Annotated in this window: 19 protein-coding genes, 2 tRNA genes and 1 riboswitch; of the genes, 2 read left to right on the top strand and 19 right to left on the bottom strand. The window is 66.8% G+C overall.

The genetic code is table 11. The annotated features are described in order from the left end of the window. Nucleotides 1-161: 161 nt before the first annotated feature. Together QE394_RS18395 and QE394_RS18390 are read right to left on the bottom strand one after the other, a co-directional pair. On the bottom strand, nt 162-1334 hold the full coding sequence (locus QE394_RS18395; protein ID WP_349035208.1) for a methyltransferase: 1173 nt from the start codon (nt 1332-1334) through the stop codon (nt 162-164). Nucleotides 1335-1407: 73 nt separating this feature from the next. Further along, complete coding sequence (locus tag QE394_RS18390; RefSeq protein WP_349035207.1) at nt 1408-2490, bottom strand: FAD-dependent oxidoreductase; 1083 nt, start codon at nt 2488-2490, stop codon at nt 1408-1410. A gap of 80 nt (nt 2491-2570) precedes the next feature. Here QE394_RS18390 and QE394_RS18385 point away from each other — a divergent pair, with 80 nt between their 5' ends. Next, nucleotides 2571-3923, top strand: coding sequence for a class I SAM-dependent methyltransferase (locus tag QE394_RS18385; RefSeq protein ID WP_349035206.1), 1353 nt, complete (start codon nt 2571-2573; stop codon nt 3921-3923). Between the two features lie 59 nt (nt 3924-3982). Here the strand turns inward: QE394_RS18385 and QE394_RS18380 are convergent. The 13 genes from QE394_RS18380 to QE394_RS18320 form a co-directional block, all read right to left on the bottom strand. After that, nucleotides 3983-4055, bottom strand: a tRNA-Ala gene (locus QE394_RS18380). A gap of 209 nt (nt 4056-4264) precedes the next feature. Continuing rightward, nucleotides 4265-4337, bottom strand: a tRNA-Ala gene (locus QE394_RS18375). Nucleotides 4338-4451: 114 nt separating this feature from the next. Then, a complete protein-coding gene (gene rsfS, locus QE394_RS18370) occupies nt 4452-4841 on the bottom strand; it encodes a ribosome silencing factor (RefSeq protein ID WP_056079707.1) in 390 nt (129 codons plus the stop codon). A 37-nt stretch (nt 4842-4878) separates the two neighbouring features. Continuing rightward, nucleotides 4879-6324 carry a hypothetical protein gene (locus tag QE394_RS18365; RefSeq protein WP_056079712.1) on the bottom strand — a complete coding sequence of 482 codons (1446 nt, stop codon included), beginning with the start codon at nt 6322-6324 and terminating at the stop codon, nt 4879-4881. A 7-nt stretch (nt 6325-6331) separates the two neighbouring features. Continuing rightward, nucleotides 6332-6982, bottom strand: a complete 651-nt coding sequence (nadD, locus tag QE394_RS18360; RefSeq protein ID WP_268157358.1) for a nicotinate-nucleotide adenylyltransferase — start codon at nt 6980-6982, stop codon at nt 6332-6334. A gap of 13 nt (nt 6983-6995) precedes the next feature. Then, a complete protein-coding gene (locus tag QE394_RS18355; protein ID WP_056079715.1) occupies nt 6996-7235 on the bottom strand; it encodes a hypothetical protein in 240 nt (79 codons plus the stop codon). 79 nt (nt 7236-7314) lie between these two features. Then, complete coding sequence (locus QE394_RS18350; protein WP_349035205.1) at nt 7315-8694, bottom strand: glutamate-5-semialdehyde dehydrogenase; 1380 nt, start codon at nt 8692-8694, stop codon at nt 7315-7317. A gap of 26 nt (nt 8695-8720) precedes the next feature. Continuing rightward, nucleotides 8721-9872 (bottom strand): glutamate 5-kinase, encoded by a 1152-nt coding sequence (proB, locus tag QE394_RS18345; protein ID WP_268157354.1) that lies wholly within the window; start codon nt 9870-9872, stop codon nt 8721-8723. Continuing rightward, complete coding sequence (gene obgE, locus QE394_RS18340) at nt 9862-11451, bottom strand: GTPase ObgE (protein WP_056079722.1); 1590 nt, start codon at nt 11449-11451, stop codon at nt 9862-9864. The genes proB and obgE overlap by 11 nt, the downstream gene beginning before the upstream one ends. A gap of 113 nt (nt 11452-11564) precedes the next feature. Next, on the bottom strand, nt 11565-11828 hold the full coding sequence (gene rpmA, locus QE394_RS18335; RefSeq protein ID WP_009372867.1) for a 50S ribosomal protein L27: 264 nt from the start codon (nt 11826-11828) through the stop codon (nt 11565-11567). Nucleotides 11829-11888: 60 nt separating this feature from the next. Continuing rightward, nucleotides 11889-12197 carry a 50S ribosomal protein L21 gene (gene rplU / locus QE394_RS18330; protein ID WP_015937330.1) on the bottom strand — a complete coding sequence of 103 codons (309 nt, stop codon included), beginning with the start codon at nt 12195-12197 and terminating at the stop codon, nt 11889-11891. Between the two features lie 334 nt (nt 12198-12531). Next, on the bottom strand, nt 12532-14061 hold the full coding sequence (gene thiD / locus QE394_RS18325; protein ID WP_349035434.1) for a bifunctional hydroxymethylpyrimidine kinase/phosphomethylpyrimidine kinase: 1530 nt from the start codon (nt 14059-14061) through the stop codon (nt 12532-12534). Between the two features lie 8 nt (nt 14062-14069). After that, nucleotides 14070-14168: riboswitch (TPP riboswitch) on the bottom strand. A gap of 143 nt (nt 14169-14311) precedes the next feature. Further along, complete coding sequence (locus QE394_RS18320; protein WP_349035204.1) at nt 14312-17743, bottom strand: Rne/Rng family ribonuclease; 3432 nt, start codon at nt 17741-17743, stop codon at nt 14312-14314. Between the two features lie 438 nt (nt 17744-18181). Here QE394_RS18320 and QE394_RS18315 point away from each other — a divergent pair, with 438 nt between their 5' ends. After that, nucleotides 18182-18853 carry a vitamin K epoxide reductase family protein gene (locus tag QE394_RS18315; protein WP_349035203.1) on the top strand — a complete coding sequence of 224 codons (672 nt, stop codon included), beginning with the start codon at nt 18182-18184 and terminating at the stop codon, nt 18851-18853. Between the two features lie 99 nt (nt 18854-18952). On the opposite strand, the gene ndk is transcribed toward QE394_RS18315, so the two are convergent. From ndk to ileS, 4 genes are read right to left on the bottom strand one after another with little or no spacing between them, the layout of a single operon-like run. Continuing rightward, nucleotides 18953-19366 (bottom strand): nucleoside-diphosphate kinase, encoded by a 414-nt coding sequence (ndk, locus tag QE394_RS18310; protein ID WP_056079733.1) that lies wholly within the window; start codon nt 19364-19366, stop codon nt 18953-18955. Nucleotides 19367-19417: 51 nt separating this feature from the next. Next, entirely contained in the window at nt 19418-19876 is a 459-nt protein-coding gene (locus QE394_RS18305) for a DUF4233 domain-containing protein (protein ID WP_056079736.1), read from the bottom strand. 3 nt (nt 19877-19879) lie between these two features. Further along, a complete protein-coding gene (locus tag QE394_RS18300) occupies nt 19880-21238 on the bottom strand; it encodes a folylpolyglutamate synthase/dihydrofolate synthase family protein (protein WP_056079738.1) in 1359 nt (452 codons plus the stop codon). 3 nt (nt 21239-21241) lie between these two features. Beyond that, on the bottom strand, nt 21242-24592 hold the full coding sequence (gene ileS / locus QE394_RS18295) for an isoleucine--tRNA ligase (RefSeq protein ID WP_349035202.1): 3351 nt from the start codon (nt 24590-24592) through the stop codon (nt 21242-21244). Between the last annotated feature and the right edge of the window lie 122 nt (nt 24593-24714).

The raw sequence follows: 24714 nt of genomic DNA, 5'->3' as shown, positions 1-24714 counted from the left end.
TGGCAGGTTGGTTCCGCGCCTCGGTGAGGATTGGCGGATTTCAGACACGGTTACCCCTAAACGTCTTGGGCCACGTAGTTGTGGTGCTGCTTGAATCGTACGTTACGCGTGGGCACAGACACATAGCCGGGTTGGCTGCCCGGCGTGGCGACGGTCCGTGGCTATCCGGCGGACCTTCGGACACTGCGCGTGACAGTGAATTTGGGGTTGTTTCCCTCCACGGTGGTGGGCCCTACCTCCCGTTCCAGTGCAGGAAGGTAGGGCAGGTGCCTGTTGTAGACGGTCCAGAGTTCACCGCCGGGAGCAAGGACCCTGCCGGCCGCTTCAATCAGCTTCAGGCCCGCTCCCGCGTGGACCCCTGCGCCTACGTGGAACGGCGGATTCAGCAGGACCAGGTCGGCGCTGGCGTCGGCCATGGTGCCCAGGGCATCATCCTGCAGCGCGCTGATCCGCCCGTCGAGCCCGTTTGCCCGGGCGGTGGCAAGTGCTGAGGCAACAGCCGCGGCCGACTGGTCCGTGGCGGTCACCTGCGCCTCCGGGTATTTCCTGGCGTACATGGCGGCGAGGATTCCCGTCCCGCAGCCGAGATCCACCGCGTGCCGGGCCGGTTTCATGGCCGGAAGGAAGGTCAGCAGGAACCGGGTGCCGATGTCCAGTTTGGGACCGGCGAACACGGCTCCATGGGCTGCGACGTCCAGGCCGAGTTCCCCGAGGTGCACGACGACGGGAAAGGGCGCGGGCGGCTGGCCCGCCTTCGCGTGGGAAGCCACGATGACGCGGGACTTTTGCCGGGCGAGCTGGGGCTGGACCGAGTCGAAGTGCCGTTCGAGGACGCCGTTCATGCCGAGCGACATGTGTTTCACCCGTCCGCCGGCGAGCAACAGGACGCCGGGCGCCGCATGGCGGGCAACCGCGGCAACCACTTCATCCAGCTCGGCCAGGGTTTTCGGCAACTGCAGCAGCACCGCCTCCGCCCCGGACAGGAGTTCGGCGCCGAGCGGCAACTGGCGGAACTCCGGCACCCGGACGCTGCCGGCGTCGTCCGTCTCCTGCGCCGCCTGCCATGCGAGGGCATTTTGCTGCAGCGCGCGTTCTCCCGTGACCAGGTCCTGGTGCACGCGCAGCGTGCCCGGCGCCAGCAGATCCAGGGCGCCCAGCGTGAGGGCGCCGTAGCGGTCGCCGATGACGGCGACTGCGCTGCCGGGGCGCACCGAAGCTGCGGCAGTTTCCAGGAGCAGCCTGTCCGTGGCATCCCATGCCTGCAGGTTGGGCGCCTCCACGTCAGGGCGCCGCCGAAGGATCCCGAAGATCCGGTCAATACTGTCTGTTACCACGTGTTCCCTGCCGTTGTTCGTTCGCTGCGGGGTGTCCTCCACCCGCGACCTGGTCGGGGTCCATGCCCCGGGTTCAGCCCCAAGGTACCGGCTCCGCGGCCGGCGCCAGTCCGGGGAGCTTGAGGATGTCCGCCACTGCCGCCCGGCCGGCCCGGTTGGCGCCGATGGTCGACGACGACGGGCCGTAGCCCACCAGGTGGACGCGCGGCTCGGCTGCCACCCGGGTGCCGTCCATGGCGATTCCGCCGCCCGGACCGCGAAGGTGCAGCGGAGCCAGATGCTCCAGCTCTGCCCGGAACCCGGTGGCCCACAGGATGACGTCCGCCGCAAGGAATCCGCCGTCGGCCAGCCGGACGCCGCCGGGCTCGATGGCGGTGAACATGGGTTGCCTGTCGAGGGCGCCGCGGGCCGCCGCGGCCCGGAGCGCAGGAGTCCGGATCAGCCCGGTCACCGAGACCACGCTCTGCGGCGGCAGGCCCTTCCGGACCCGCTCCTCGACGAGTGCGACGGCGTCGTGCCCGGCACGGGCGTCAAATTCGTCGTCGCGCCAGACAGGCTCGCGGCGGGTGAACCAACTGGTGGACGTGACCTGGGAGATTTCGTCCAGGAGGCCAACAGCCGAGATGCCGCCGCCCACGACGATGACACGCTTTCCAACGAATTCGGTGGCGGAGACGTAATCCGCGACGTGCAACTGCCTGCCTCGAAAGCTGTTCCGCCCCGGGTAGATGGGCCAGAACGGCCTGGTCCAGGTGCCCGTGGCATTGATGAGTGCGTATGCGGTCCAGTCCCCGCGGGACGTGCCCACGCGAAGCCGGCCTGCCGGGTCATTGTCTTCGCGGCTGACCGAAGTCACCTTGACCGGCCTCCGCACCGTCAGCCCCAGCTCCTGTTCGTAGTCGCCGAAGTAGCGGGTGAGGAACTCGGAACTGGGTTCGCGGGGATCCACAGCGGGCTTGGCGATGCCCGGTAAATCGCTGATTCCGTTGACGGTGCCCATACGGAGGCTCTTCCAGCGGTGGCGCCATGCGCCGCCGGGCCCGGCCTCGGCGTCGAACATCTCGTATGCAAGCCCCCTGCGCTGCAGGTGGAAGGCGGCGGATAGTCCGGCCTGCCCCGCACCGATCACCACGACATCGGTTTGGGCAGCAATCACTCCCCCATGATAGCCGGGCGGGACGTCCGGGCCTTAGGGTTGGCCCATAGAGGCCCGGCCAGCGATACCGGAGGACGATGATGGCAGGAACAACACGCAGCACGGCGGACGGCGACAGGGGCAGCGCGGCCAGGCTGGCCAAGGCTTTGGCCATTGTTCTTGGCACGGCTGACGTGCCCTTGCGTCTGAAAGCCTGGGACGGTTCCGAAGCTGGCCCCCGGGACGCTCCCGTGCTGGAATTCCGGTCGCGTCGGGCGCTGCGGCGGATCCTGTGGTCACCGGGCCAGCTGGGACTCAGCCGGGCGTATGTGGCCGGGGAGCTCGACGCACCGGGCGACATTTTCGCCGCTTTCACGGCCCTGAGTTCGGCGGGCAAGTTGGCCGAGCCGGGACCGTTCCGCAGGCCGACCGTTGCTGAACTGTGGACGCTCGCGGCCACGGCCGTTCGGCTCGGCGCTGTGGGGTTCAACCCGGCGCCTCCGCCCGAAGAGGCCCGCGTCGCCCGAAAAGGCCGGGTGCACTCCCGCCACCGTGACGCCGCAGCCATCTCCCACCATTACGACGTCGGCAACGACTTTTACGCCCTGGTCCTGGGCAGCTCGATGGTCTACTCCTGCGCCGTCTGGCCGGATGAATCTGGTGGAACCGGAAAGGGCAGCACCGGCGGCAACCGGGCCGGCGTGGACGGGCTCGACACCGCACAGGAAGCCAAGTTGGATTTGGTGTGCCGAAAGCTTGGGCTGCAGCCCGGGATGCGCGTGCTCGATGTGGGCTGCGGCTGGGGCAGTTTTGCCCTGCACGCAGCGCGAAGGTACGGCGTCACCGTGCTGGGAGTGACGTTGTCTTCGGAGCAGGCAAACCTGGCCCGCAAGCGGGCGGCCGAGGCGGGGCTGACCGATAAGGTGGAGATCCGGGTCCAGGATTACCGGGACGTGGCGGACGGGCCGTTTGACGCGATCAGCTCCATCGGGATGTCCGAGCATGTGGGGCGCGAGCAAACGCCCGGCTACGCCGCCTCCCTGTATTCACTGCTCCGCCCCGGCGGCAGGCTCCTGAACCATGCGATTTCCTGGAATGCCGGACCCACCGACCCGGATCCCGATTCGTTCATTCCCCGCTACGTGTTTCCTGATGGGGAGATGATCAGCCTGGGTGAAATGGTGGTGGCGCTTGAGGGAGCGGGGTTTGAGGTACTCGATGTTGAAGCATTGCGGCAGCACTACGCCCTGACGCTGCGTGCGTGGGTGCGTCGGCTGGAAGAAAACTGGGACCGGGCCGTTGCCCTGACCAGCGTTGGCCGCGCCCGGATCTGGCGGCTGTACATGGCCTCGAGTGCCATTGGCTTTGAGAATGGCCTGACCGGGGTGAATCAGGTCCTGGTGCAACGCCCCGGCGGCGCCGAGCCTCCGCTTCGCCGCACGGCGTGGATGTGATCCCACCGCCGGAAACGAGAAAGGGAACCATCACAGGTGATGGTTCCCTTTTCATTCCGTGGAGCTGAGGGGACTCGAACCCCTGACCCCCTGCATGCCATGCAGGTGCGCTACCAGCTGCGCCACAGCCCCGGAACTTCGCTGTTCCGGTCGGTTTCCCCGGAGCAACCTGACCAGCTTAATGCACTTTCCCCGCAGCACCAAATCGCACCTGCGAGCGGGCTGCCGCAGCGCACGGCGGCTGCCCGCGGCCTCTCCGCCAGGACCTCCGGACGCCCCACCGGTCCTGCGGGGCACAAAAAAATCCGCCGGAATCATGATGATTCCGGCGGATTGTCCGGTGGAGCTGAGGGGACTCGAACCCCTGACCCCCTGCATGCCATGCAGGTGCGCTACCAGCTGCGCCACAGCCCCGAACTGCTGCCGCTCCTTGGAGCTTTTTTCGGGTTTCCCCGAAGCAACTCCAATATCTTAGATCAGCGGTTCCAAGAATTCCAAATCGGGAATACTCCACGGAGCGGCGCGGGTTTATTCGCTTTCCGACGTGGCTGCGGCGGCGTCTTCCAGCTGCAGGTCCACCACCGGGCAGTCCTTCCAGAGCCGCTCGAGCGCGTAGAAGACCCGGTCCTCTTCGTGCTGGACGTGGATGACGATGTCGGAGTAGTCCAGGAGGACCCAGCGGCCACCGGAACGGCCTTCGCGGCGGACAGGCCGCAGGTCCTGTTTGGCAAGTTCTTCCTCGATGCCGTCCACGATCGCGTTGACCTGACGCTCGCTGGGGGCCGATGCGATGAGGAAGACGTCGGCCAGTGCCAGGCGTTCACTCACGTCCAGGGCAACAATGTCGTGGGCAAGCTTGTCCGCGGCAGCCTTGGCGGCGTCGCGGGCAATGGTTATGGATGTATCTGATGCAGTCACGGGACTCCTCGTTGATGGAAAAACAGGGTGCGGCAGGTCAGGGGGTCATGCCGCTGATGATTAGGACGACGCCGGACACCAGGGCCACGACGCCGAAGGCCAGGATGCAGAACTGCAGGATGCGGTTGCGCCTCGCGCGGCCCAGGCCGGCGGTGGCTGCATCCAACGGTTCCAGCCCGTAGGCCGAGCTGGCGGGAACCCGCGGAACGTCTTCGAATGTCGCCTGGCTGTCCGGGAAGACAACAGGCTTGGGCCGGGTGGCGGCCTTGGCTGCCGCTTCGGCCCGTGCAATGACCTGCGAACGGCCGGACACCGGCTCAGCCGCGCGGCCGGTCCTGCCGGCCGGCTTCTTTTTGCCTCCGCCGGCTGCGGGAACCCTGGTTCCCGGCCGGGTGGTGACCGGAACATGGGACGTTGCCGGCGGCTTCATGACGGGCCGGTCCACGCCGGGAACCTGGACGAATTCCAGCGGCGTGACCATGGCCAGGTTGTTCGTAGTGGATGGGCCCGGCCGGTCCTTGGGCGGGTTCGCCTTTGGCTGGTTTGCCTTTGGCCCGGAACCCGCGGGCGAAGCTGGCTTGGGTGTGGCAATCCCGAAGTGCGCGGCCTTGGGTTGCCCCGGCTTCGATGGCGCGTCCACGGCCTGGTTGTCGCCGGGGGCTGCAGCGCCGCCGGCCTGCTCAGCGAGTTTCTGCCGGGCCATCGCGCGCCGGTTCAGCACTGCTGCACGTTCCGCCAGGGCGATCTGCTCGGCAAGGATTTCGGGATCCACCGCCTCCGGATCCATGGAGGCGATGTGCTCCATCTTGGCGATCTGGTTCTTGGCCTGCTCGGCAATCAGGGAACGGGCAGCCAGCGCCTGTTCAACAGTCATCCCTGCAGGGCCGGAAGGAGCGCCGGCGGCCTTCTGGGCAGGACGTCCGGACGGCGCATCCGGAGCCGCCTTGCCTTCTCCCCCGGCGGACGGTGCAGCTTTACTGTCGACGTCGGGTCCGGGCCGGGCCGGCGTCCTGGACGGGACAGCAGGCGGCGTGGCGGCGGGAGGAACGATCGGGTTGGCCGCCGTGAGGGCCTGCTCCTTCAGCTGCTGCAGGCGAAGCTGGCGGCGGGTGGGAGGACCGCCAGCGGCCAGCTGGCCTTCCTTTTCCTCCAGGTCCTTGATGGTGCGCAGTGCTGCCCTGTCCCGGGCACGGATTTGCGATGACCGTTGTGTGTGGGCCTGCGCCGCGCTGGGCTGGTCCACGGGCTGCTGGTCCTGGTCAGGAGCAGCGGAAGGCTTCGCCGCAGCAGGTTTGACGGGCGCAGGCGCCGCGGCGGCCACGGGTGTTTGGGGCTTCCCACCTGTCCCCGCTTGTGCGGCGGGCGACGGTTTTGTGGCAGGCGAAAGCTGCTCCTTACCCGTGGGTTCAGCCGACTCTTGGGCGGCGTCCCGCGCCTTCCGGAGTTCCCGGCGGCTGCGGATGGGGGGCTGTTCCTGGCTCATAAAGAACTCATTCAGTGCTGGCTCGTTCGCGTGCTTCGGAAGATTGATCGTCCCCGGCTGCCGGGGCGTACAGGCCATACTTCGCGATGTACTGCACCACACCATCAGGCACCAGGTACCAAACGGGATCGTTTCCCGCTACCCGGGTGCGGCAGTCTGTGGAAGAGATGGCCATGGCCGGCACTTCGAGGAGGCTGACGTCGTCGCGCCCCATGCCGTCAAGGACGTGGCCCGGACGGGTGACTCCAACGAAATGGGCCAGGGACCACAGTTCGTCGATGTCCTTCCAGGACAGGATCTGCGCCAGGGCGTCGGCACCGGTGATGAAGAACAGGTCCGCGTCCGGCCGCTGCGCGCGGAGGTCGCGCAGCGTGTCGATGGTGTACGTGGGACCGGGACGGTCCACATCCACCCGGCTTACCGTAAACCTCGGATTGGACGCTGTGGCGATAACTGTCATGAGGTAGCGGTGTTCCGGCTCGGTAACCCGTTTGTGGGACTTCTGCCATGGCTGTCCGGTAGGGACAAAAACAACCTCGTCCAGGTCGAATTCTGCAGCCACCTCACTGGCGGCAACAAGGTGGCCGTGATGGATGGGATCGAATGTCCCGCCCATCACGCCCAGCCGAATCCGGCCCTTGTCACTGCTCCGGCGCAAAGTGCGGGAAATGTTAGTGGCCCTGCCCGTGATCGTGCTTGTTCGGGTGCTGGCGGTGCGGGTCCGCGTGCTCCTCCGTGGCGGTGTGGCGGTTGCCCAGGTTGTTGTAGGACAAGGTGATGAACATCATGACCAGGAGGATCGCAAACATGACGATGCCGAAGACCCACGGCTCAGCCCACAGCGGGGCGAGTTCCTCGTGTTCTGCTTCGCCTGCTGCGGCGATGGTCGTGGCGATCTGCTGGAACAGCATGTTCTCCCCTAGGTTCAAGTATTTTGGGGCAGCGGACTTTTCCGCTGCTTTTTGGCGTCTGGTCTATGTTACCGCGTTGCTACCCGCGGACCTGGCCTTCACCCTGGACGATCCACTTGGTGGTGGTGAGCTCGGTGAGCCCCATGGGCCCGCGGGCGTGCAGCTTCTGGGTGGAAATGCCCACTTCGGCGCCGAGTCCGAGCTCCCCGCCATCGGTAAAACGGGTGGAAGCGTTGACGATCACGGCAGCGGAGTCCACCTCGGCGATGAACCGTTCAGCGTTGGCGAGGTCGTTGGTCAGGATGGCCTCCGTGTGGCCCGTGGACCACTTGCGGATATGGCGGACGGCTTCGTCCAGGCTGTCCACCATGGCCACGGCGAGGTCAAGGTCCATGTACTCCGTGCCCCAGTCCTCGTCCGTGGCGGCGTCGGCAGCTACCGAAGCCGGCAGGGCCGCGCGGACGCGTTCATCGGCATGCAGCCTGACGCCGGCCTTGCTGAGCGCTTTGGCCACGGCGGGGAGCACGGTGGACCCGGAGTGGACCAGGAGGGTTTCCACGGTGTTGCAGACGCTGGGCCGCTGCGTCTTGGCGTTGAGGAGGATCTCCACCGCCATGTCCTCGTTGGCCGATTCGTCGATGAAGATGTGGACGTTGCCTTCACCCGTTTCGATGACCGGCACGGCGGAGTTGGTCACCACCGACTGGATGAGGTCACGGCCGCCGCGCGGAATCAGGACGTCAACCCTGCCGCGGGCACGCATCAGGACGGTGGCGCCGGCCCGGCCGTACTGGTCCACGGTCTGGACGGCGTCGGCAGGCAGTCCCACGGACTCCAGGGCGTCGCGCAACACCCTCACCAGGACGCCGTTGGTTGACTCCGCTGCGCTGCCGCCGCGGAGGATCACTGCGTTGCCGCTCTTGAGTGCAAGTCCTGCGATGTCCACAGTGACGTTGGGCCGGGCCTCGTAGATTGCTGCTACGACACCCATGGGAACGTTGACCTGGCGCAGGCGCAGCCCGTTCGGAAGGGTCTGGCCGCGGACCACGTTGCCTACGGGATCCGGCAGGTTGGCCAGGTTCTCCAGGGCGGCAACGAGGCCTTCGATGCGGGCATCGGTGAGGGTCAGCCTGTCCAGCAGTGCTGCGGATGTACCGTTGGCTTTGCCGTTGGCGACGTCGCGCGCGTTGGCATCGAGAATGGCGCGGGTGTTCGCCTGCAGTGCCGCCCCCACGGCGCGCAGGCCGCGGTCTTTCCAGGCCCGGTTGGCCATGGCCATCCGGCGGGCGGCGTGGCGGGAACGGTCGGCAATGGCGTGAACAGCGGCCTCGATCCCGGCATCGGTGAGCTGACCGTCGGCCGGGGCAGGAGCTGCTGAGGGGGCCTGCTGCTGCGGGGTGGCCGCGGCGGCGGTGTCTGCGGGGTTGTCGGCAGTCGTGTGGATCAGGGCCTCAGTCATGGTTCAAGTTTAGGCGAGGCCCCGGTTCAAACCAGCACCAGGTCGTCAACATGAACAACTTCACGGTCGTAGCCGGTACCGAGTTCCTCGCCGAGGTCGCGCGTGGACCGTCCCAGCATGCGGGGCAGCTCTTCGGAGGAGTAGTTGACAAGGCCGCGGGCCACGACGGTGCCGTCGGCACCTGCGATCTCGACGGCGTCGCCCGCTTCGAAGACTCCGTGCACCGCTGATATGCCGGCCGGCAGCAGCGAGGTCCGGTGGTGCCGGACGGCCCGGACGGCGCCCTCATCCAGGACCAGCCTGCCCTGGACAGAGGCAACGTGGGCCAGCCACAGCAGGCGTACGGGTTTGCGGGCGCCGTTGACGGTGAACCAGGTGCCAACGTCCTCACCGTTGAGTGCGGCGGCAGCGTTGGGCGTGGACGTCACCAGGGCGTGGATGCCCGATCCTGCGGCCATGCTGGCCGCCTCAACCTTGGTGAGCATGCCGCCGGTGCCAACCCCGGCTTTGCCGGTCTTGCCGATGGACACTCCCTCGAGGTCGTGTGGTCCCGCCACCACGGGAATGCGCTTGGCCCCGTGGGCTGGCGGACCGTCGTAGAGGGAGTCGACGTCGGAGAGCAGCACCAGCGCGTCGGCGCGGACCAGGTGCGCCACGAGGGCCGCGAGCCGGTCGTTGTCGCCGAAGCGTATTTCGTGGGTGGCCACGGTGTCGTTCTCGTTCACCACCGGAACCACGCCCAGGTTCAGCAGCCGGTCCAAGGCCCGGAAGGCGTTGGTGTGCTGGCTCCGCCGCATCAGGTCCTCCGCGGTGAGCAGGACCTGGCTGACGGTGACGCCGTGGGCGCCGAACGCCTGCGTGTACCGGGCCATGAGGAGCCCCTGCCCCACGCTGGCGGCAGCCTGCTGGGTGGCGAGGTCCCGGGGACGCTTCGGGAGGCCGAGCGGGGCCAGCCCGGCAGCGATGGCGCCTGATGAAACCAGGATGATCTCGGTGCCGCTGTTGCGTTTGGCAGCCAGGGCGTCCGCGAGGGCCGTGAGTGACTCCTCGGAAATTCCGCCCTTGATGCTCGTCAGCGAGGAGGAGCCGACCTTCACTACGACCCGGCGGGCGCCGGCCAGCGCGCTCCTGTCCACGGAACCGGAGGCCGGTCCCGTGGCTGTGGCCCTAGGACTCATCGCCGGAGTCCAGGCCACTTTCCTTGGTGGGCTGGGCTGCGCGCCGTCCGCTGACGGACTCTGTCCAGATGCCGGCCTTGCGTTCGGCTTCGAGTTCGGCGCGGGCAGCGGCCTTGGCGTCCCGGCGTTCCTGCTGCTCCTCGCGCTTCTGGGTGCGGGTGGGGCGGTCGCCGGTGTCGGCGAAGCGGATGTCGGTTCCGCGCGGCGACGCGAGAAGTTCTGCACCAGCCATCATGGTGGGCTCCCAGTCGAAGACCACGCCATCGTCTTCACCGATCACCACGGTGTCGCCCGGCTTGGCGCCCATCTTGAACAGCTCGGTTTCCACGCCCAGCCTGGCGAGCCGGTCGGCCAGGTAACCGATGGCCTCTTCGTTGGTGAAGTCTGTCTGCTTGACCCAGCGCACAGGCTTGTCGCCGAGGACCCGGAACAGCGGCTCGTGGGCCTTCTCCTCGCGGCGGATCCGGAATCCGGTTTCGTTGACGGCGCGGGGACGCAGCACAGTGGGGGTAACCTTCGGCGGAGCGGCTTCGACGGCATCGCGTGCCGCCTTGACGATCTCGGCCATGGCGAAGCCGAGCTGCCGCAGGCCTTCGTGGCTGGTGGCCGAGACTTCAAAGACCCGGTAGCCGCGGGACTCCAGCTCAGGGCGGACGAATTCAGCCATATCCTTGCCGTCCGGCAGGTCCACTTTGTTCAGTGCCACCAGGCGGGGCCGGTGGTTCAGCGGGACGACTTCGCCGTCCTGGCCGGCGTAGCTCATGTCCACCGCGTACTTTTCAAGCTCGGTCTCGATGATGGAGAGGTCGGAGAGCGGATCGCGTTCGGATTCGAGCGTGCCGCAGTCCAGGACGTGCACCAGTGCGGCGCAGCGTTCCACGTGCCGCAGGAAGTTGTGGCCGAGGCCCTTGCCCTCGCTGGCACCCTCGATGAGTCCCGGGACGTCCGCGATGGTAAACCGGACTTCGCCTGCCTGGACGACACCCAGGTTGGGGATGAGGGTGGTGAAGGGGTAGTCGGCGATCTTTGGGCGCGCAGCGGACATGGCGGCGATGAGGCTGGACTTGCCGGCAGACGGGAATCCCACCAGGGCGATGTCTGCAATGGACTTCAGCTCAAGGACGATGTCGCTGGATTCACCCTCGATGCCGAGCAGGGCGAAGCCTGGTGCGCGTCGTTTCTGCGACGAAAGGGCGGCGTTGCCCAGCCCTCCCGGTCCGCCGGCGGCGGCGATGTATTCGGCGCCCTCCCCCACCAGGTCCGCCAGGACGGTGCCGTCCTTTGACTTCACCACCGTGCCGTCGGGCACAGGCAGGACCAGGGTTTCACCGTTCTTGCCGCCGCGCCAGTCGCCCATGCCGGGACCGCCGTTGGTGGCGTGCCGGTGCGGGGCATGGTGGTAGTCAAGGAGCGTGGTGGTCTGGTGGTCCACGCGCAGGATGACGTCGCCGCCGTTGCCGCCGTTGCCGCCGTCGGGCCCGCCGAGGGGCTTGAACTTCTCACGGTGGACGGAGACGCAACCGTGGCCGCCGGTACCGCCGGATACGTGCAGTACTACCCGGTCTACAAAGCTGGCCACGTAAATCTCCTCAGTGTCGTGTGGGCGCCCATGGACGCCCTATCGATTGTAATGCGCTTAAAAGAACAGTGGAGCGGGCCAACTGGCCCGCTCCACCGCTTCAGAACTGGTTGTTACTCTGCAGCTGCAGCAGCAACGATGTTGACGACGCGACGACCGCGGCGGGTACCGAATTCAACGGCGCCCGGGGTCAGTGCGAACAGGGTGTCGTCGCCGCCACGGCCAACGCCGGCGCCCGGGTGGAAGTGGGTGCCACGCTGGCGGACGATGATTTCGCCGGCGGAAACTACCTGGCCGCCGAAGCGCTTGACGCCGAGGTACTGTGCGTTGGAGTCACGACCGTTGCGAGTGGAGCTCGCGCCCTTTTTATGTGCCATCTGAAATGCCTGCCTTTAAATTCTGGGGAATCTGCTGAAAACCTGAACAGTAACCGGTGGTTACTTGATGCCAGTGATCTTGACCTTGGTCAGTTCCTGACGGTGACCCTGGCGCTTCTTGTAACCGGTCTTGTTCTTGAACTTCTGGATGACAATCTTAGGACCACGGAGGTCCTGGAGGATTTCAGCCGTAACGGTCACCTTGGCCAGGTCAGCAGCGGCAGTGGTGATCTTGTCACCATCAACCAGGAGCAGTGCGGGCAGCTCGATGGTGCTGCCAGCCCCACCGGCGACGCGGTTCAGGGTAACGAAGTCTCCAACGGAAACCTTCTCTTGGCGGCCGCCTGCGCGGACAATCGCGTACACCACTTGGGAACTCACTTCTCTCGACGTTTATAACTAAAATTGCGTGCGGCACCCGTTGCACTGTTTGGCTGGGTTCCCGCTGTGCCTCAACGCCGTGGATTCCCCGAAGGTCTCCATGAGTTATCCCGCAGGACTGCCTTGTGTTTTCCACGTTGGCATGTTCCCGGGGTCATAACCCAAGTGTTGGCGTAAGCACCGAAGATCCAGAATACGCTAATTCCGTCTCCGGCCGCAAATGAGGCTGGCTCCGGCGGGTCGGCTGTGATAGGAACCACAGACATCGTCCGCCACCGGGGCCGTGCCAGACCATAGTACCGGCAGCACGGCCCGGGCGGGTTCAGGAGTGGAGCCGCGGCGCGTCGAAGAACTCCACTTCCAGCCGGCAGGACTGCCGGAATGCGGTGGCCATGGCGTGCCGTTCGTCAGCGGAGGCCTTGCGCGCCGCTTCGTCCACCACCGCGATGGCCCGCCGCGTTGCCTCCGCGAAATTTTCGTCGGCATACGTGCGGAGCCACTCGGCGTAGGGGTGGCCTGCCGGTTCCCCGTCCGCGAGGAACCTGGCATGGAGCGTCTTCCCCGCGTCCGCGTACAGCCAGAAACAGGGCAGGACAGCTGCTGCCAGGACTGCATAGCTGCCCGACGCCGAAGCGGCGGTCAGGTGGTCCACGTAGGCCTTGGTGACAGGCCCGAGTTCGGGGAGGACGGTGCGGGTGCTGAGCCAGGAACGGTGCAGTTCCGACTCGACTTCGAGGCATTGCTGGGCCGACGCCGCCCAGAACAGCTGCTCGGCCTCCGTGGGGGCCAGCGCGCTGGACCGGGCGAGGACTCGCGAATACCCGTTCAGGTAGATGGCATCCTGCGCAAGGTAATACGCGAACTCGCTTTCCGGCAGTGTCCCCGAGGCCAGGCCCTGGATGAAGTCCAAGGCGTAGATCGACTCAAGGTGTGCGTTGGCATCTTTCCGCAGCTGCGCCGTGAAGTCGCCTGGCCGAAGGGCTTGGCGGATGTGGTGGAAATGGTGGACGGGACCGTTGCCGGTTCCCACCTCCAGCGCCGCGGACGCGGCCAACGCCCCAGCAAGCCAGGGTTTCACTTCCCGAAGAGCTGCTTCCCAGTTGCCCACCTGGGCCTGGACCGTGGCCATGGCGGAGGACAGGGAGCAGCCTGTGCCATGGCTGTTGCGTGTGGCCACCCGCTCCCCCGGGACTTCGACGACGTCCGCGGACAGCATGCCCGGCGGCCCAACCAGGGCGTCCGGGCAGCTGCTGCCCTGCAGGTGCCCGCCCTTGACCAGCACGGCGGCGCCGGTGGCACCAGCCAGCCGCCTGCCCTGATCCAGCGCCGCCTCCCAAGTGTCCGGTACGTCTTCTTCCAGCAGCATGGCCAGTTCGGCCAGGTTGGGGGTGACCAGGTGGGCCAGCGGCACCAGGTTCCGGAGCGCGGCTTCGGCGCTCTCCTGCAGCAGCCGGTCCCCGCTGGTGGCAACCATGACCGGGTCCAGGACCACGACGGCGGGGCGCACCTTCTCCAGCCAGGTGCGCACGGCAGCGATCACGTCGGCATCGCCCAGCATGCCGATCTTGACGGCGTCCACGTCGATGTCGTCGCTGATGGCCGCGAGCTGCTGCGCCAAAAAGGATGCCGGAGGAACATGGACGGCGGTCACTCCGCGGGTGTTCTGGGCTGTGAGGGCAGTGATGGCGGCCATGCCGTAGCCGCCGTGCGCTGCGATGCTCTTGAGGTCGGCCTGGATGCCGGCCCCGCCGGAGGGGTCCGAGCCCGCGATGGCTAGGACGCGGGGCACATCGCGTCCGGCAGCCGGCAGTTCGGTCGCGGAGGGATTCGGGAGCGGGGTGGCTGCAGGCATGGCAAGGGTCGTAGACAAAGAGACATCCCTTCGCCGGTACTAACCGGACAGGTTCAACGGGTGTGGATCTCAGCCGGGCCTGGTGCGCGGCACCCCGTGTCGGTTCCCCAGCCTAGCCGTTGGACAGCAGTCAACCGAAAGGTGACTGCACCTGTGAAGTGTGCTGCTGAGGTCCACTCCCCGTTAACGGCAGATGCCCGGCCCCACCACAGGAGTGGAGGGGCCGGGCATCTGCAGTGCCTGGGTCCGGTCAGAGCTCGGAGGCAGGAACCCCTACGCCCAGGATGATGGGCGCATCGGCTTTGGCTGCCGGTTCTGCCGGCGCGGCAGGCTCGGGCGCCTTGGCGGCATGGGAGTGGCCTTCGCTGGCCGACGGGACGTTCTCATGGTGTTCCACGGTGGTCTCGTTGGCCGCGCCCTGGGCCCTGCTTGCACTGCGGTTACGCCGGGGACGGCGCTGCCGGGACAGGTCGGGGGCGGCAGCGGCGTTCGGCTCACGTGCGGGGGCCGCAGCTGCGACGGGCTGCCGGGGTGCCGCAGCCGCTGCCTCCGCCGGTTCAGGGGTGACTGGCGCGGCCTGGACCGTGGCGGACTCCCGCGACTGGCTGCCAACAGGCGAAGCCGGCTGGCCCAGGTGGGCGAACGCTTCGGCCAGCCGGTCAAGCGACAGCGCAGGTGAGGGCTGCTGCTCGTCTGCGTGCTCAACGAACGGCAGCGCGACTTTCTCGCCGCCGAACGTCAGGACAGCTGCCGGGCGTACCGGCGTCCCGTCGTCGTGCCTCTCCGTTGTGCCCGCGTCCTGCTGGGCAGGGGTTTGACGGGCCGCCACCTCGTCATCGTGCAGGTGCGCAGCGTGGGCAGCTGCGGCAATGTTGGCCAAGGCCAGCCTGGTGGCTTCAGCCTTGGCGTGGCGTTCGGCCTCGTGCGGATCCGGCTGGACTGGGTGGGCTGCCACAGCCGCGGGTGCGGGTGCCGGCTCGGCCGGCTGGCCGCCACGTCCGCGGCGGCGCTTGCGTTCGCCGCGGGTACCTTCCTGGTTGCTGTCGGGGCGCTGTCCCTCATTGCGCTGGCCCTCGCTGCGGTTCCCATTAGGGCGGGCATCGGAGCGGATGTCAGAGCGGTGGACGTGCTGCTCGGCTGCCACGATGTTGGCGCGGCGGTGCTCCACGGGGTCGTCATGGGTGACGACGCCGCGGCCCGCGCAGGCTTCACACTGCTCGCCGAAGACTTCCAGGAGCCCGGTGCCCATGCGCTTGCGGGTCATCTGGACGAGTCCCAGCGAGGTGACTTCCGCCACCTGGTGCTTGGTCCGGTCGCGGCCCAGGCATTCCACCATGCGGCGCAGGACGAGGTCGCGATTCGATTCCAGGACCATGTCGATGAAGTCGATCACGATGATGCCGCCGATGTCGCGCAGCCGCAGCTGGCGCACCACTTCCTCGGCCGCTTCGAGGTTGTTCTTCGTGACGGTTTCTTCGAGGTTGCCGCCGCTTCCGGTGAACTTACCGGTGTTGACGTCCACCACTGTCATGGCTTCGGTCCGATCGATCACCAGCGAGCCGCCGGAGGGCAGGAAGACCTTGCGTTCGAGGGCCTTGTGGATCTGCTCATCAATCCGCCAGGCAGCGAAGATGTCCTGGTCCTTGGTCCACTTTTCGAGGCGTCCCACCAGGTCCGGAGCCACATAGGTGACGTAGGCCTCGATGGTGTCCCAGGCTTCCTCACCGGAGACGATCAGCTTGGAGAAGTCCTCGTTGAAGACGTCACGGACCACCTTGATGGTGAGGTCGGGCTCGCCGTACAGCAGCTCCGGAGCCAGGACCTTCGTGGAGGAGGACTGGCTTTCGATGCCTTCCCACTGGGCGCGGAGCCTGTTGATGTCGTGGGTCAGCTCCTCCTCGGACGCCCCTTCGGCCGCCGTGCGCACAATGACGCCCGCCTGCTCCGGCAGGCGGTCCTTGAGGATGCGCTTGAGCCTGTTCCGCTCGACGTCGGGCAGCTTGCGGGAGATACCGGTCATGGAACCGCCGGGGACGTACACGAGGTACCGGCCCGGAAGGGAGATCTGGCTGGTCAGGCGGGCACCCTTGTGGCCCACGGGGTCCTTGGTCACCTGGACCAGGACGGTGTCGCCGGACTTCAGCGCGTTCTCGATGCGGCGCTGCTTGCCTTCGAGGTTGACGGCTTCCCAGTTCACTTCACCCGCGTACAGGACGGCGTTGCGGCCGCGTCCGATGTCGACGAAGGCGGCTTCCATGGAGGGCAGCACGTTCTGGACCTTGCCCAGGTAGACGTTGCCGATCAGCGAGTCCTGCTGGGTCTTGGAGACGAAGTGCTCGGCCAGAACGCCGTCCTCTAGGACGCCGATCTGGATTCTGTCGTCACGCTGGCGGACGATCATCTGCCGGTCCACGGATTCACGGCGGGCCAGGAACTCCGCTTCGGTGATGACGGTGCGGCGGCGGCCCGTGTCCCGGGATTCGCGGCGGCGCTGTTTCTTGGCTTCCAGCCGGGTGGAACCCTTGACGCTGGTCACCCGGTTGTTGGCCGGTGCCTCGCTGACGGCACGCGGTGCGCGCACGCGGGTAACGGTGTTGGGCGGATCGTCGTCGTTGCCGCCGGTCAGTTCGAGGTCCTGGTCACCGCGGCGGCGGCGACGGCGACGGCGGGACGTCACGCCGTCCTCCGCCGCACCGGTTTCTTCCTCGTCCGATTCGTCAGCGGCGTCATCCGCCTCGGAGCCTTCGGTTCCGGCGTCCTCGCGGTCGTCCAGCCGGCTGCGACCGCGGCGGCCACGGCTGCGGCGCCGGCGGCGGCCGGATGCTTCCTCGGATTCGGTGTCCTCGTCGTCGTCTTCGTCCCCGCCCTGTTCCGCTGCGGCGGGCGTTGCGGGGCGGACGACGGTGCTCAGGTCCGGTGCCTGGAACAGCACGGAGGTGGGCGAGGCGGGCTCGAGGAACAAGGAGGCGAACGCGCCAGGTTCCTCGTCAGCTGCGGCGACTTGGGCCGGCGTCGCAGCGGATTCTCCTGCTGGCGCGGCAGCTGCCGTGCCGTGGGCCTGCGCGGCCTCTGCTGCAGTTTCCCCGGCGGCGGGTTCCTGTGCCGCGGGCTTGGCTGTCTCCTCTACGGCCGCTTCCCGGGCCTCGGCGCCCTGGTCCGCCGTTTCATTGTCCAGCGCGGCAGCGGTGACGGGCAGTTCCTGCGCAGGGGCCGGCGTTTCTGCAGGGCCCCCCGCAGGGGCAGCTTTCCTCGTGGCAACCCGACGGCGGCGGACCGGCTTGGTCCCGGCCGTTTCCGCTGGCACTTCCACGGCCGCAGTCGCTTCTGCGGCCGTGGCAGCTTCGGCGGGAGCAGCGTCAGCTGCAGCAGCGGATTCCGCGGGGGCTGCATCGGTGGCGAAGGCCGGCAGCGGCTCCGCGGCGTCTGCCTTCTTCCTGGCCCGGGGCCGGCGGGCGGCAGCTTTGGCCGGGACTGCGTCGGCGTCCGCGTTTTCGGGCGTGGCCGCCGCGCGAGGGGCACCTTCCGCCGACACCTCTGGAGCGGGGGCTGCGCCGGCTGCGGCTACGGCGTCATCGGCCTTCGGCGCTGCCTTGCGTCGGGTCCGGGGAGCCTTTTTGGGTTCGGCCGCGGCTTCCACAGCCGGTTCAACCTCATTAACGGAAAGCTCTGTTTCATTGTTCATCTGTGGCAACACTCCTGCCCCTGACGTACCGCCACATCCGGCACCCATTGGGGCACATATTGTCAAAACCCGCAGGCGCTGACAGAAGTCAAGTGGATGCTCCCAGGTTCGCACCGGCATTGGGGTGCGGCAGCCCGTAGGAGCCAGTGGAAAGTTCTGAAACCCGTTGTTCTACATGCCACAACCAGGTGCCGTCCAATGGAGATTGCGGGAGTGTCGGAAAATCCGAGGCCTGCCCTGCTCGTCATTGGCGGTCTTGGGAACAAACCACCGGACCGGAGACCGAATGTGGTTCGGCTTCCAGCCACGTTCATTCTCTCACACGCGGGGTAAATCACGTGGGAAGGTGCCGGGGGCTTTCTGTTTCCTGGGCGTTCCGCCCAGCCGCCGGCGTTACAATCAGGCTCAGGAGCACCCGACTAAAAGGACGCCATACCAATGCCCAGCATCTCCGCCGCCAGCGGCACGCCAGCCCAGGAGCGGACCACCACCCCGGACAGCGCCCAGGCTGCAAATACGCCGATGATGGCCCGGAACCGGCCCTTCGGCTGGCTCCTGGTGATTGCCGGGGCTATCGGCTGGTTCGCTTCCGGAACCCTGGTCCTGGAAAAGCTCGCAGTTCTGCAGGACCCGAACCACACCACAGTGTGCGATGTGAACCCGTTCATCTCCTGCGGCGAAGTGATGAAGACCTGGCAGAGTTCACTCTTTGGCTTCCCCAACATGTTCATTGGGATCGTGGCGTTCGCCATCATCATCACCGTGGGCATGGCCCTGCTCTCCGGCGCAACCTTTGCCCGCTGGTACTGGATGGGGCTGCAGGCCGGCGTCACGCTCGGCTTCATCTTCGTGGTGTGGCTGTGGTCCCAGGCCCTGTATGACATCCACGTCCTGTGCCCTTTCTGCATGATCGTCTGGGCCGCGATGATTCCGCTGTTTGTCTGGACAACCATCCGCAACATCTCGGCCGGTGTCATTCCCGTGCCGTCGGGCGCCGCCCGCGTCGTGGCCGATTCCGGCTGGATCATCGTGGCGCTGATCTACGTGGGCGTCATTGCCAGCATCTTCTTCGCCTTCATCCAGGTGTTCGCCGGCACCTCAGGGTTCTAGCCGCCCAAACCACTCGAAGTAACAGGTAAGGCCAATGTTCGCGAAGAACATTGGCCTTACCTGTTGGTCCGCGCCGCCAGGGCGGCGCGGGGGCGGGTACTAGAACCAGATTTTGATCTCGCGCTCAGCGGAGTCGGTGGAGTCTGACCCGTGAACCAGGTTCTGCTGCACCTTCAGTCCCCAGTCGCGGCCGAAGTCGCCACGGATGGTGCCCGGAGCCGCGGTGGTGGGGTCGGTGGTGCCTGCCAGTGAACGGAAGCCTTCGATGACGCGGTGGCCTTCGAAGATCGCGGCAACCACGGGCCCGCTGAGCATGAACTCCACCAGCGGCTCGTAGAACGGCTTGCCCACGTGCTCTTCGTAGTGCTGTTCCAGGAGCTCGCGGGTGGCGTTCACCTTTTTGAGTTCGGCCAGGGCGTAGCCCTTGGCTTCGATCCGGGCCAGGATGGCGCCGGTGAGGTTACGGGCGACGCCGTCGGGCTTGATCAGGACGAGGGTGCGCTCAGTGGTCACAACTGCTCCAATGCGTTGGTGGGGTTTCGGGTCAAGTCTACGGGGACTGCTCTACTGGGCCTGACCGGATCCGGCGGCCTGGTCCGGGTTGGCTGCCTCCCACGCGGCCTGTTCACGTTCGCGTTGCCCGGCCTCGCGGTCCAGCCTGATTCCGGTGCGGATGCCGTACCACCAGCAGATGGCAAACAGTGCGCCCACCAGGAACATGGCAGGTTCGAAGATGCCGGTGAGGATCAGCACCACCTGCAGCACCCAGCCCAGTCCGATGCCCCAGGGCTTGCGGAGGACCGCGCAGGCCAGCACCATGACCACGCTCAGGGCAATCCCGACACCCAGGATAAGCGCCGGTGGAAACTCGCCGCGGCGCAGGCCGAACACTGCCAGGGTGGCAAAGAACATGACGAACGCCTCCAGCAGGAGCACCGTCGAAGCGAACATGACCTTGGTGGAGCGCCGCTTCTTGGGCATGCCCGGGCGCCATTCGCGCTGGGCCTTGGTCAGCCTGGCCATGGGCTACGCCTCCGTCTTTCCGAGCAGGATGCGGGCCTCGGCCACGAGGGTGATGGAGCCGGTGACCAGCACGCCGCCGGAGAGGTCGTCGTTGGCTTCGGCCCGTTCCACCGCCCATTCCAGGGCGTCGTCGAGCTTTTCTTCGACATGGACGTTGTCCTCGCCAAAGCCGAGGTCAATGGCCAGCTCGGCCAGTTCGGCCGCCGGCACGGCGCGGGGTGAATTGGACTGCGTGAAGCAGTATTCCTCCGCCACGTCGCCCAGGGATTCCTTGAGTTCACGGAGGATTTCCTCCGCGTCCTTCTCCTTAAGCACGCCCACCACCGGGACCAGCCGGGAGAAGGTAAAGGCCTCCTTCAGAGCCGCGGCCGACGCCTTGATGCCGTCCGGGTTGTGGGCTGCGTCCACGATGATGGTGGGCGCAGACCGCACCACTTCCAGCCTGCCGGGCGAGGTTGCGGCGGCGAAGCCTTCCTGCAGGACGTCGAAGGGCAGTTCCTTTTCGCCGCCGAAGAACGCTTCCAGGGCTGCCACGGCCACGGCTGCGTTCTGCGCCTGGTGGGCGCCATGGAGCGGTACCAGCAGGTCCGGGTAGCGCCCGGCGATGCCCTGGATGGTGACCATCTGGCCGCCCACGGCAACGGTGCGGGATTCGACGCCGAACTCCACGCCCTCGAAGCGGAACGGCACGCCAAGTTCCTTGGCTTTTTCCAGCAGGACCTGCGCGGCGTCCAGCGGCTGCGCGGCACTGACAAGGAAGCCGCCCGGCTTGATGATGCCGGCTTTTTCGTGCGCGATGTCCTCGGTGGTGTCCCCCAGCAGGTCCGTGTGGTCCAGCGAGATCGGGGTGATCACCGATACCTGTCCGTCGCCCACGTTGGTGGCGTCGGTGATGCCGCCCAGGCCCACTTCGATGATGGCCACGTTGACGGGCTGGTCGGCGAAAACGGCGAAGCCCAGGATGGTGAGGCATTCGAAGTACGTCAGGCGGGGCTGCCCGTCCGCCTCCAGCTCGGCATCCACGATCTGCAGGTAAGGACGGATCTCGTCCCAGATCCGAACAAACGTCTCGTCGGAGACCGGGTGCCCGTCAATGCTGATCCGTTCCGTGACCTTGGACAGGTGCGGGCTGGTGTAGCGCCCCGTGCTCAGGCCCTGGGCCCGCAGCACGGACTCGATCATGCGGGACGTGGACGTCTTGCCGTTGGTTCCGGTTACGTGGATGATCGGGAACGCCTTGTTGGGCTCGCCGAGCACGTCCATGGCGCGGAACAGCGGGGCGAGCCGGGGCTCCATCTTGTTTTCCGGCGCACGCCCCAGCAGCTCGGCGTAGACACTTTCCACGGAAAATTCGTCAGTCATGCCTTATGCCTCCACTTTTTCAACGACGACGGCGGGCTCGGGCACGTCTGCCGGTTCGGCCGTCAGGTCCACCGTCAGCGTTTCCCCCTTGACCAGTTCCGCATTTGCCTGCAGGGCGTCCACGACGTGCTGCGGGGCGGTAACAGTGGTCCGGATGCGGTCGCTGACGTTGAGCCCGGCGTCCTTGCGGGCCTGCTGGATGGCGCGGACCATGTCGCGGGCCAGGCCTTCGGCTTCCAGCTCCGGTGTGACCTCGGTGTTCAGGACCACGAAGCCGCCGCCCGGGAGAACTGCCACAGCAGAAGACGCAGAGGCGGCAGCACCGCCGTCGGACTCTGCAACCACCGTCTCGAGGGTGTATTCCTGCGGCTCCAGTTGCAGGCCCCCTGCGGTGACGACGCCCGAGTCATCGACAGACCAGTCCCCGGACTTTGAGCCCTTGATGGCCAGCTGGACGTTCTTGCCAAGGCGCGGCCCTGCGGCGCGGGCGTTCACCACCAGCTTCTGCTGGATGCCGAACTCCTCCGGGGAGGCAGTCGCGGCGTCGAGGAGGCGGACGGAGCGGATGTTCAGTTCGTCCGCGACGACGGCGGCAAAGCCTTCCAGCGCGTCCGCACCGGGTGCCACCACGGTGAGTTCCTGCAGCGGCAGGCGGACACGCAGGTTGGCGGCTTTGCGGAGCGAGGATCCGGTGGAGCAGATCTGCTGCACCTTGTCCATGGCGTCAACGAGGTCCGGGTTGGCCGGGAAGAGGTCCGCGTCCGGCCAGTCGGCCAGGTGCACGGAACGGCCGCCGGTCAGGCCGCGCCAGATTTCCTCAGTGACCAGGGGCAGCAGGGACGCTGAAGCACGGGATACGGTCTCCAGTGCGGTGTACAGGGCGTCGAAAGCATCCTGGTCCTCGTCGAAGAACCGCTGGCGGCTGCGGCGGACGTACCAGTTGGTGAGCATGTCCAGGTAGCTGCGCAGCGCGTCGCAGGCGCCGGAGATGTCGTAATCGTCCAGCCGGTCCGTCATGGTGCGGACCAGGTCGCCGGTGTTGGCCAGCAGGTACTGGTCCATCGTGTCGGCGTATCCGTCGTAGCGGAGCTTGGCCTCGTAGCCCCTGGCTGTACCGTCAACTACGTTGGCTGCGTTGGTGTAGAGCGTGAAGAAGCTGTACACGTTCCACAGCGGCAGGATGACCTGGCGGACGCCGTCGCGGATGCCCTGCTCGGTGACGATCAGGTTGCCGCCGCGCAGGATCGGGCTGGACATCAGGAACCAGCGCATGGCGTCGGAACCGTCACGGTCCAGCACTTCGGACACGTCCGGGTAGTTCCGGAGGCTCTTGGACATCTTCTGCCCGTCGGAGCCCAGCACGATGCCGTGGCTGATGACGTTCCGGAATGCCGGCCGGTCGAACAGCGCGGTGGACAGGATGTGCAGCATGTAGAACCAGCCGCGCGTCTGGCCGATGTACTCCACGATGAAGTCCGCGGGGTTGTGGGTGTCGAACCAGGCTTCGTTCTCGAACGGGTAGTGGACCTGGCCGTACGGCATGGAACCGGAATCGAACCAGACGTCCAGGACGTCCTCCACGCGCCGCATCACGGACTGGCCTTCTTCGGGCGTGCGGGGATCGTCCGGGTTGGGCCGGGTCAGTTCGTCGATGAAGGGGCGGTGCAGGTCAACCTGGCCGTCCTTGTTCAGCGGCAGCCGGCCGAAGTCCGCCTCGATCTCGGCCAGCGAGCCGTAGACGTCGGTGCGCGGGTACTCGGGGTCGCTGGACTGCCACACGGGGATGGGGCTGCCCCAGTACCTGTTGCGGCTGATGGACCAGTCGCGGGCATTCGCCAGCCATTTGCCGAACTGCCCGTCCTTGACGTTCCCCGGGATCCAGTTGATCTCCTGGTTCAGTTCGGACATGCGGTCCTTGAACTTGGTGACCTCCACGTACCACGAGGACACCGCACGGTAGATCAGCGGGTTGCGGCAGCGCCAGCAGTGCGGGTAGCTGTGCTCGTAGCTGGCCTGCCGGACCAGCCGGCCCTGGGCGCGGAGCACCTGGGTGATGGGCTTGTTGGCCTCGAAGACCTGCAGGCCGGCGATGTCGTGGAGGTCACCGTGCTTGAACAGCGGCAGGAACTTGGCGCCTTCGTCGACGGAGAGCACCACCGGGATGCCCGCCTCTTCACAGACCTTCTGGTCGTCTTCACCGTAGGCGGGGGCCTGGTGGACGATGCCGGTGCCGTCCGTGGTGGTCACGTAGTCAGCCACGAGGAAGCGCCAGGCGTTCTCCATGCCGTATTTTTCGTCGTCGCTGAAGTCGTCCCAGAGGCGCTGGTACTGCAGCCCCTCAAGTTCGGTACCGGTGTGGGTGGACACCACTGCCGCTTCCGCATCTTCGAAACCGTCGTAGCCGAGGTCCTTGGCGTAGGCGGCGATGAGGTCGGCAGCAAGGAGGAAGGTGCCGGCCACAGGAGCATCGGCGGATGCGGCCTTGATGCCGTTGGGCCCGGCGGGCAGCACCGCGTACGTGATGGAAGGCCCGACGGCGAGCGCGGCGTTGGTGGGAAGCGTCCAGGGGGTGGTGGTCCAGGCGAGGGCCTGTACGCCTGCGAGCTGCCGGGAGAGTTCCGAATCACCCGCGAGGATGGGGAACGTGACTGTGACGGTCTGGTCCTGGCGGTTCTTGTAGACGTCGTCGTCCATGCGCAGCTCATGGTTGGACAGCGGTGTCTCGTCCTTCCAGCAGTAGGGCAGGACGCGGTAGCCGTTATAGGTGAGGCCCTTCTCGTGCAGCTGCTTGAAGGCCCAGAGGACGGACTCCATGTACTCGACGTTGAGCGTCTTGTAGTCGTTGTCGAAGTCCACCCAGCGCGCCTGGCGGGTGACGTACGCGCGCCATTCGTCGGCGTACTTCATCACTGAAGCGCGGCAGGCGTCATTGAATTTGTCGATGCCCATGGCTTCGATCTGGGTTTTGTCGGTCATGCCCAGCTGCTTCATGGCTTCCAGCTCTGCCGGGAGGCCATGGGTGTCCCAGCCGAAGCGCCGCTCAACGCGCTTGCCGCGCTGGGTCTGGAACCGGCCCACCAGGTCCTTGGCGTAGCCGGTCAGCAAGTGGCCGTAGTGCGGGAGTCCGTTGGCGAAGGGCGGACCGTCGTAGAACACAAACTCGTTGCTGCCGGGCTCGCCGCCGGGCAGGTCGGCGCTGCGCTGGTCGATGCTGGCCTGGAAGGTACCGTCCCGGTCCCAGTACTTCAGGATGCGCTCTTCGATCTCCGGAAACTTCACGGAGGCGGATACGCCTGCGCGGCCGTCGGACGGGCCGCCGCTGGTGGAGGCTGAGGCCTTGGGATAATACGTCATTCTCGACATCCTGGGTTGAGCTGGGCGAACCGGCAGTTGCCGGACACTTTCCGGGATGCGAGGACGGCTTGCCGTGCGGTCCAAGGACTGCACGCTTACCGCGGTACCACCTCACTTACCGG

The sequence above is a fragment of the Pseudarthrobacter sp. SORGH_AS 212 genome, from assembly GCF_030818145.1.
In the GTDB taxonomy this organism is placed as follows: Bacteria; Actinomycetota; Actinomycetes; order Actinomycetales; family Micrococcaceae; genus Arthrobacter.
Note: the sequence above shows the minus strand (reverse complement) of the source record. Positions and strands in the feature narration are given on the sequence as shown.